The sequence below is a fragment of the Streptomyces sp. WM4235 genome, assembly GCF_001279725.1.
Lineage (GTDB): Bacteria > Actinomycetota > Actinomycetes > Streptomycetales > Streptomycetaceae > Streptomyces.
The window spans coordinates 154,590-162,846 of sequence record NZ_LGDE01000337.1; the positions used below are offsets into that span (position 1 = coordinate 154,590).

9 protein-coding genes are annotated in these 8,257 nt (G+C 73.9%); 3 read left to right on the forward strand and 6 right to left on the reverse strand.

The genetic code is table 11. The annotated features are described in order from the left end of the window. The first annotated feature begins 91 nt into the window (after positions 1-91). The gene (locus tag ADK55_RS21750; RefSeq protein WP_234350191.1) at positions 92-748 is read left to right on the forward strand and encodes a trypsin-like serine peptidase; all 657 of its coding nucleotides are present in this window, start codon (positions 92-94) and stop codon (positions 746-748) included. 235 nt (positions 749-983) lie between these two features. On the opposite strand, the gene ADK55_RS21755 is transcribed toward ADK55_RS21750, so the two are convergent. The 6 genes from ADK55_RS21755 to ADK55_RS21780 form a co-directional block, all read right to left on the reverse strand. Further along, on the reverse strand, positions 984-1,424 hold the full coding sequence (locus tag ADK55_RS21755; RefSeq protein ID WP_053681201.1) for an NUDIX hydrolase: 441 nt from the start codon (positions 1,422-1,424) through the stop codon (positions 984-986). A 268-nt stretch (positions 1,425-1,692) separates the two neighbouring features. Continuing rightward, positions 1,693-2,304 (reverse strand): RBBP9/YdeN family alpha/beta hydrolase, encoded by a 612-nt coding sequence (locus ADK55_RS21760; protein WP_053681203.1) that lies wholly within the window; start codon positions 2,302-2,304, stop codon positions 1,693-1,695. Between the two features lie 96 nt (positions 2,305-2,400). After that, entirely contained in the window at positions 2,401-3,600 is a 1,200-nt protein-coding gene (locus tag ADK55_RS21765; protein WP_053681205.1) for an ABC transporter permease, read from the reverse strand. A 77-nt stretch (positions 3,601-3,677) separates the two neighbouring features. Further along, positions 3,678-4,586, reverse strand: a complete 909-nt coding sequence (locus tag ADK55_RS21770; RefSeq protein WP_078999236.1) for an ABC transporter ATP-binding protein — start codon at positions 4,584-4,586, stop codon at positions 3,678-3,680. Beyond that, positions 4,583-5,695, reverse strand: coding sequence for a peptidoglycan-binding protein (locus tag ADK55_RS21775; protein WP_053681207.1), 1,113 nt, complete (start codon positions 5,693-5,695; stop codon positions 4,583-4,585). The genes ADK55_RS21770 and ADK55_RS21775 overlap by 4 nt, the downstream gene beginning before the upstream one ends. After that, positions 5,692-6,279 (reverse strand): hypothetical protein, encoded by a 588-nt coding sequence (locus tag ADK55_RS21780; protein ID WP_159041505.1) that lies wholly within the window; start codon positions 6,277-6,279, stop codon positions 5,692-5,694. The genes ADK55_RS21775 and ADK55_RS21780 overlap by 4 nt, the downstream gene beginning before the upstream one ends. 89 nt (positions 6,280-6,368) lie before the next feature. On the opposite strand from ADK55_RS21780, the gene ADK55_RS21785 reads away from it, so the two are divergent. Then, complete coding sequence (locus tag ADK55_RS21785) at positions 6,369-7,034, forward strand: response regulator transcription factor (protein ID WP_053681212.1); 666 nt, start codon at positions 6,369-6,371, stop codon at positions 7,032-7,034. Beyond that, a partial coding sequence (locus ADK55_RS21790; protein WP_078999255.1) for a histidine kinase dimerization/phospho-acceptor domain-containing protein occupies positions 7,031-8,257 on the forward strand: 1,227 nt, incomplete at its 3' end. The genes ADK55_RS21785 and ADK55_RS21790, both read left to right, overlap by 4 nt.

Sequence of the window (8,257 nt, forward strand, 5' to 3'; positions counted from 1 at the left end):
GTCATCGCGATCGCAATCGCCGAAGCAACCGCAACTGTCCACGTCTCCGGCGCCCCGACCGACCGCCGTGACCCCCGGCCCGGGCGGACCCGTGAAGTTCGCCGGGGCGCTGTTCGAAGGCAACCCGGAAGGCCGTGTGGACGGCGACCACTTCTGCACGGCGACCGTCGTGCACAGCCCCGGACGGAACCTGATCGTCACCGCTGGGCACTGCCTGGCCCCCGGCAAACAGGGCGCGAACGGCCCGATATTCGCACCCGCGTACGCCGGCACCACGGCCCCGCTCGGTGCCTGGCGGCTCGAAGAGGTCTACGAGGACGAGCGCTGGACGGATGACGCGAACGACGACTACGACCTCGCCTTCGCCCGTCTCGCCCCCGACTCCTCCGGCCGCAACATCGAGGACGTCACCGGCGCGGCCGTCCTGGACACCACGGGCCGCACGGGCGAGCAGGTCACGGTGACCGGCTACCCGGCCGACCGCGGCGTGCCGCGCACCTGCACGGCGGTGGCGGTACGCGAGAAGGCGGCGGAGCAGCGGTTCGACTGCGCCGACTTCCCCGGGGGCACCAGCGGCAGCGCGTGGATCGCCCGCGACGGCAAGATCGTCGGCGTGCTGACGGGCGGCGACACGGACGACGTCTCGACGAGCACCGTCCTCGGGGAGTACGCGGCCACCCTCTACCGCCGCGCGACCGGGACCGCGCCCGGGACCGCGAGTACGCCCGGGAGCGCCGCGCCGCGGTGATCCGCGCCGCGGTGATCCGCGCCGCGGTGATCCGCGGCGGGGTGAGTCACGGCGCGGTGGATCGCGGCAGGGTGAGCCACACCGCGGTGGGCCGTGCCGAGCTGATCCGCGCTGCGGTGGGTCGTGCCGCGGTGGGTCGCGCCGTGCCGTGGCGTCCCGTGCCGCGTCGGTACGCCGGCGCGGTCGTCCCGCGCCGCGCCGCGTCCCGACGGGCCGGAGCCGGGCCGGCCCCGGCTCACACCATCAGGCCGAGGTGCACCGGCTCGGCGGACACGTCCGCCAGCAGGTCCGCCAACCGCGGCGGCCACAGCGGCTCCCCGAGCGCCGCCAGCGCGTCCCGCGAGAGCCAACTCCACTGGGCGTCGGGCGACTCCGGGACGGGATCGCGCAGCGGGCCCGAGGTGACGTAGATGTGCTCGTGCTGCCGGACGGGGATGCCCTGGTGGGTGAAGTCGTGCTCCCAGGTGCAGAGCAGCCGGCGAGGTTCGAGATCGGTCCACCCGGTCTCCTCGCGCAACTCGCGCCGCACACATTCCTCGGGGCTTTCCCCGGGGTCGATTCCCCCGCCGGGGGGAAGCCAGTGGATGCCCACTTCCACGTTGTTCTCCCGAAAGAGAAATACCGATCCCGTGGGCGACAGGACCACAATGCGCGCTGCCTGACGTGGAGTTCTCATCAGATCAGGGTACGACTGAAAAGGCCGGACGGTAACTGTCCTGCAGTCGGGCGCATTTCCCGAATTCCCCGGAGCGCAGACGATTGAACACGCCGAAATCGGGGGAGTCGGCCGTTTCCGCGGGGCCGTTGACGAAATCGGGATCGGCGGTGGGCGGTGCCCGCCCGGCGGTGGGCGGTACCCGCGCCCCCGAAGGGCGCGGGTCCGGTTCACACGGCGCGGGCCGGGGTGACCCCGCGCGGGCCCGGTCGATCCGTGCGGGGTCGGTTCACCGCGCGCGGGACCGGATCGGAGCGTCGTCGTCGCGCTCGACGCACCAGTCGAGGAGCGAGGGCCAGGAGCCGTATCCCGCGTCCTCGCCCAGGTGCCCCTGGCCGGCCAGGACGTCCACCGGCAGGCCGAGCGGCTCGGCGAAGACGGCGGCGGCGCCCTCCGGGCAGCACGGGTCGTCGTCGCCGCCGACCATCCGGACGTACCCGGCCGTGGCGTACAGCTGCGCGGACGAAACCCGGGGCGGCGCGAACGCGGCGACCTCCGGGTACCGGCCCAGGTAGCCCGCCGACGGCGGGGCGACGAGGAGCACCCGGTCGACCGGGACCGCCACGTCGCCCCGGGCCGCCGCGTGGAGCCACAGCACGCAGGCCAGGCTGTGGCAGACGACGGTGCGCCGCCGACCGGGCAGCGCGCCGAGCCGCTTGCGCAGCTCGGCCAGCCACACCTCCAGGTCCGGATGGTCCGGGTCGGGAAGGGCCGGGTAGTCCACGGCGTGCCCCGAGGCCGTGAGCCGGTCGGCCAGCCAGTGTTCCCAGTGGCCGGCGGGCCGTTGGTTCTGCCAACCGTGGAGTATCAGGAAGCCGTCCTCGACCAAGGCGTCGGTCATCGTTCTCGCAATCGTGGGAAGACACCGGGAAGTTCGAAGCGATCATGGCCGCGCCCGTCCCCCCGGGTCCAGTCCCTCCGTTCCGCCCTGCCCCTCCTACCCCGCCTGCAACGCCAGCGTCGGGGAGAGGCGGGCGGCGCGGACCGCCGGGTAGAGGCCGGCGAACGTCCCGATGGCCAGGGTGGAGGCGAAGCCGCCGGTGACGGCCCAGAGGGGGACGACCCAGGGCAGGTCGCCGACCCGGGCGTAGACGGCCGTGGCCGCGCCGCCGAGGACGATGCCCGCCGCGCCGCCGAGTCCGGACAGCAGCAGGGACTCCGTGACGAACTGGATCCGGACCTGCCCCTTGGTCGCACCCAGCGACCTGCGCAGGCCGATCTCGTGACGGCGCTCCAACACCGAGATGATCATCGTGTTGGCCACCCCGACCCCGCCCACGAGCAGGGCGATGCCGCCCAGGCCGAGCAGGAGGGTGCTGAAGGCCCCTTCCGTGGCGGCCTTGGCCTGGAGCGCCGCGGAGGGATCGGTGACGGAAACGGTGCTGGGACTCGACGGGTTGGCCGTCCGGCCGACGAGGTCGCGGACGGCGGTGACCCGGTCGTCCGCCGAGCGTTCGTAGACGGCCGTCGGGTGGCCGTCGAAGCCGAGCAGCCGCTCCGCCGCCTCCCAGCCGACCAGCGCGGAGCGTTCGATCTCGGGGGCCAGCGGGATCGGCTCCAGGATGCCGATCACCGTGAAGTACCGCCCGCCGATGAAGACCTGCCGGCCCGGCTCCGTGATGCCGAGCCGGCGCGCCGAGACGTCGCCGAGCACGACGGAGGGATAGCGGCCGGTGGCCTCGTTGAGCCAGGTCCCCTTCGCCATCCGGGCGCGCAGCGTGTCGAGCAGCCGATCGCGGGCCGCCTTCACGGCGATGGCTCCCGTCTCCTCCTTCGGGATGTTCTCCGACCGGCGTACGGACTCCTTCACGTCACCCGTCGTACCGACCGACTCGACCCCCTCGATGCGGCCGATCATGCCCGGGGCGTCCTTCGGCAGTTTCGTGTCCTGCCCGCTGAACATGGACTGCCCCGGCGTCACGACCAGCATGTTCGTACCCAGCTTGTCGAGTTCCCGCAGCAGCTTGGCCTGGCTGGACGAGGAGATCCCGACGACCGCGATCATCGTCGCGATCCCGATGGCGATCCCGAGCGCCGAGAGGAACACGCGCACGGGCCGCGACCGCAGCCCCGCCGAACCGACGTGGAACACGTCGCGGGGGCTCAGCCGCGGCGGGACGAGCCGTCGCGCGCGCATCCTCGTACCGGTGCTCGCACCGGTCCTCGTACGGCCCCTCGTGCGGCCCTTCGTACGGGCCCTCGTGGGGGTGTCGCTCATGTGACCGCCCCCGACCGGTTCCGGTCCGCGCCCTGTCCCGCGCCCTGTCCCGGGCCGGGGTTCCACACGTCCGCGACGATCTCGCCGTCGCGGATCCGCACCTGCCGGGGCAGGCTCGCGGCGATCTCCTGATCGTGGGTGATCACGGCGATGGTGGCACCGTCCCGGTTCAGTTCGCGCAACAGCTCCATCACCGACTCCCCGGACGCCGTGTCCAGCGCCCCGGTCGGCTCGTCCGCCAGCAGCAGATCCGGTTCGCCCGCCACCGCGCGGGCGATGGCGACGCGTTGCTTCTGCCCGCCGGACAGTTCGTGGGGCCGGTGGTCCATCCGGTCCCCGAGGCCGACCCGCTCCATGGCCGCAGCCGCCCGCCGGCCGCGCTCGGCCCGCGAGAAGCCGCAGTACAGCAGCCCCTCGGCGACGTTCGCCCGGGCGCTGATGCCCGGTACCAGGTGGAAGGACTGGAAGACGAAGCCGACATGACGCGAGCGCAGCGCGGACAGGGCCCGGTCGGACAGGGTCGCGATGTCGTACCCGGCGATGGAGACCGAGCCGGCGGTCGGCCGGTCCAGGGTCCCGACGATGTGCAGCAGGGTGGACTTGCCGGAGCCCGACGGGCCGACGATGGCGAGGAGTTCGCCGCTCGCGACGGTCAGGTCGACCCCGCGCAGGGCCGCGACGCCGCCCGGGTACTCCTTGGTGACGCCGGTGAGCTCCACGACGGTCGTGGCGGGCCGGTCCGCGAGCGGGTCCGCGGGCGGGTCCGCGGGCGGGTCTGCGCGTCGGTCCGCGGACGGAGCCCCGGGCCGGTCCCAGGGGCGTGTCGTCGTGTCGTGCGTGGGTGTGGGTGTGGGTGTGGCCGGGGGCGTGTCGTGCGGGGTGTCGGGCGTGTCGTGCGCGGTCATGTGGTGGGCACCCCCACGCGCATGCCCTCCTTGAGGGAGTCGCCCGTGACCTCCACCCGGCCCTGCCCGAACATGCCGAGGTCGACCCGTACGTCGCGCGCCGCGCCGCCCTCGACCACCTGCACGCCGAAGCCGCCGCCGGCCAGCGCCAGCAGCGAGTTGACCGGTACGGACAGCACCCCCTTCCGGGTCTCGCCGGTCAGCCGCACGGTCACCGGGGACCGGTCCGGTCCCTTGGCCCCGGCGGCGTCGTCGAGGGCCACCGTCACCTCCACCTTCGGCTTGTCGCCTCCGCCGGAGCCGCCGCCCGCACCCCCGCCCCCGCCGCCCGGGGGATCGTCGGGATTGGCGGTGCTGCCCACCGACTCGACGGTCCCGCCGGCCGTGCCGCCGCCCGGCAGGTCGACGGTGACCTTGTCCCCGGTCTTCACCGAGCCCGCCTTCGCCACGTCCAACGCGAAACGGACCGAGCGCCGCGTCCCGGTCAGCGTCAGCACCGGTTTGCCCGGAGCCGCCTCGTCGCCGACCGCCGCGTCGTTCTTCTGCACCCGCTGCGGGCCGGAGGCGAAGGCGACGGCCTCCTTGGCGAGCTCGCCCGTCTCCTTCTCCTTGTGGGCCTTCTGCCACCGCTTGACCGCCGCCGTCGTGCCCGCCGTGAAGGTGCCGTCCGACGCGTCCAGGCCCGTCCCGTACCCGAGGGCCAGCAGGTTCTGCTTGAGCTGCTTGACGTCCTCGCCCTTGTCCCCGCCCTTCAGCGGGCGGTACATCGGCGTGGCCCCGTACATGAGGCGCACCGCCCTGCCGTCGACCTCGTACAGCCTGTCGTCCCGCTCGACCACCGAGCCCTCCGCCGCCGTCCAGGTCAGCACCCCGGGCCCGGCGGCGTTCTGCTTGCGCTCCTTCGCGTAGCCGAGGGTCCCCTCGACCTGGAGGCCGGAGTCGAGGTCGCCGCGCTTGACGGGGGCGGTGGCCGGCGGGAGGCCGTCGGCGCGGCGGTCACCGGAACGGCCGGAGTCCTCCTGTGGTCCGGCCAGCACCACGTAGCCGCCGCCGGACGCGGCGAGCAGCACGGCCAGGGAAGCGAGCAGCCACCCGCGCCGCCTCCTCACGCCGCTTCACACTTCTTCTGGGCCTCCTCGAAGGCCTTCTCCTGGCCCTTGGGGATCTCCGTGGCGCTCTTCATGCCGCCCGTGTACTCGGGGTCCTTGAGGTTGACGCCGTGCTCGCGCATGCACCGGACCCACTTGAGTTCCTTGTCCTTCTCCTCCTGCGTGGGACCGGCGCCGGAGCCGGGGCCCTTCATCCCGCACGCCTCCATCGCCTTCCGCATCGTCTCCGGATCGGCGCCGCCGCCGAGCGTCATGCCGCGCGGATCCTGGCCGGGTTCCGGATCGGGCGCGTCGATGCCGTGTTCGCGCAGGCACGTGCGCATCTTGAGCGCGTCGTCGGCGATCTTCCCGCTGTCGCCGCCGCCTCCGCTCCCGCTCGACGCGTTGCCGTCGGCCGCGCCGTCCTTCTTGCCGCCCGATCCGCCCGATCCGCCCGTACCGTCGGACCCGCCCGAACCGCCCGAACCGTCGGAGGCACCTGTTCCGCCCGTGCACGCGGTCACGAAGAGGGTCAGACCGGTGAGCACCGCGGCCGTGCCGAGGGTCATGGATCGCTGCGAGGGCCGCCGTATGAGTCGCTTCATGGGCCCGACCCTGGGGCAAGGCGGGGTTTCGCTTCCCTCTCCCACCGGCCTTACGACGAGGAAATGTCCTTCTCGGGTAAAGAGGACGAATGCGAGTTCTGGTGGTGGAGGACGAGGAGTTCCTCCGGGAGATGATCGCCGAGGGGCTGCGCGGCGACGCGCTGGCCGTCGACGAGGCGGGCGACGGCCTGGAGGCACTGCACCGGCTGCGCCTCGGCGAGTACGACGTCCTCGTGCTCGACCGCGACCTGCCCGGCCTGCACGGCGACGAGGTCTGCCGCCAGGTGGTGCGCGAGCGGCTGCTGACCCGGGTGCTGATGCTGACCGCGTCCGGGAGCGTCCGGGACCGGGTGGAGGGCCTCGGTCTCGGCGCGGACGACTACCTCACCAAGCCGTTCGCCTACGACGAGCTGCTCGCCCGGGTCCTGGCACTGGGCCGGCGCGCCCATCCGGCGCTGCCTCCCGTGCTGGAGCGTTCGGGCATCGCCGTGGACACCGCCCGGCGGTCCGCCACCCGCGACGGCCACCGGCTGGCGCTGTCCCGCAAGGAGTTCGCGGTGCTGGAGGCGCTGTTGCGTGCCGAGGGAGCGGTCCTCAGCAGCGACGACCTGATCGAGCGCGTGTGGGAGGAGGACACCTCCTACCGCACCAACGCCGTACGGGTGACCTTGAGCAAACTGCGCGCGAAGCTGGGCGAGCCGCCGCTGATCGAGACGGTGCCGGGCGCCGGCTACCGGATCGGTGGTCCGCGATGAGAGCGGTGCTCCGCTCCGAGCGCGCCCGCCTCACCACCCTCTACGGCGCGCTGCTCCTGCTCGCCGGCGGCGGCCTGGTCGCCCTGGTGAACGTACTCGTCCGCAACGGGCTCCCCTCCCGCATCAACGGCGCCGTGACCACCACCATCCCCGCCTTCCGGCAGGGCGCGGGCCCGGTGCCCGGCGAGAAGGTCTGGGTGCCCGCCGAGCGTCTCCCGGCCGAGGCCGTGCCGACCGCCGAGCAACTGGAGTCGTACCGGGTCACCCGCAACGTCTCCGCCGCCGTCGAACAGGCCACCCTCCACGAGCTCCTCGTCGTGTCCCTCGTCGCCCTCGCCGTCTTCGCCGCCGTGTCCATGTGGCTGGCCTGGTGGATGGCCGGCCGCGTGCTGCGCCCCGTCGGCGTGATCACGGAGACGGCCCGCCGGCTGTCCGGCGCCAACCTGCACGAACGGATCGACCTCCAGGCGCCGCCCGGCGAACTGAAGCGGCTCGCCGACACCTTCGACGGGATGCTGGACCGCATGGAGGGCCTGGTCGGGGCGCAGCGCCGGTTCGCCGCGAACGCCGCCCACGAGCTGCGGACCCCGCTGGCCGTACAGCGGGCGGCGGCCGAGATCGGGTTGGCGGGGGAGCCGACACCGCAGAAGGTGGCCCGGATCCGCCACAAGCTGATCGGCGTCGCGGAGTCGAGCGAGCACCTCATCGAGTCGCTGCTGCTCCTCGCCGTCTCGGAGGAGGGGTTGGAGACGACGGCACCGGTGGACCTGGCGGCCCTCACGGCGACGGTGGCGGACGCGGTGGCGGACGCGGCGGCCGGGTCCGCGGTCGGGTCGGTGGGGGCGGCCGGGACGGCCAAGGCCGCGACGGCGGGGGCGGCGACGGTCGGAACGGCCGCTGTGGTCGGGGCGGCGGGGGTCGGGACCGTGGCGGACGGGGCGGCCGCGCACGGGACCACGGTGCACGCGGTGGTCGTGGGCGGCGGCCGCGCGCCGGCGGGCGGGGACGGGGTCGCGGGCGGGGCGGCGGGGGTCGGGGACCTGGCCGCCGAGATCTCGGCGCGCGGGACGCCGGTACCGTCCGGGTCGACGCCGACCGTCGTACGGGAGCTCGGGCCGTTGACGGTCGCAGGTGACCGGGCGTTGCTCGGCCACCTGGTGCGGAACCTGCTGGCCAACGCGGTCCGGCACAACCGGGCGGGCGGCCGGGTGAGCGTCACGACC

Coding starts and splice junctions, on each gene's coding strand:
- ADK55_RS21755 (WP_053681201.1), bottom strand. CDS start 1,424: ATGAGAACTCCACGTCAGGCAGCGCGCATTGTGGTCCTGTCGCCCACG.
- ADK55_RS21760 (WP_053681203.1), bottom strand. CDS start 2,304: ATGACCGACGCCTTGGTCGAGGACGGCTTCCTGATACTCCACGGTTGG.
- ADK55_RS21765 (WP_053681205.1), bottom strand. CDS start 3,600: ATGCGCGCGCGACGGCTCGTCCCGCCGCGGCTGAGCCCCCGCGACGTG.
- ADK55_RS21770 (WP_078999236.1), bottom strand. CDS start 4,586: ATGACCGCGCACGACACGCCCGACACCCCGCACGACACGCCCCCGGCC.
- ADK55_RS21780 (WP_159041505.1), bottom strand. CDS start 6,279: ATGAAGCGACTCATACGGCGGCCCTCGCAGCGATCCATGACCCTCGGC.
- ADK55_RS21785 (WP_053681212.1), top strand. CDS start 6,369: ATGCGAGTTCTGGTGGTGGAGGACGAGGAGTTCCTCCGGGAGATGATC.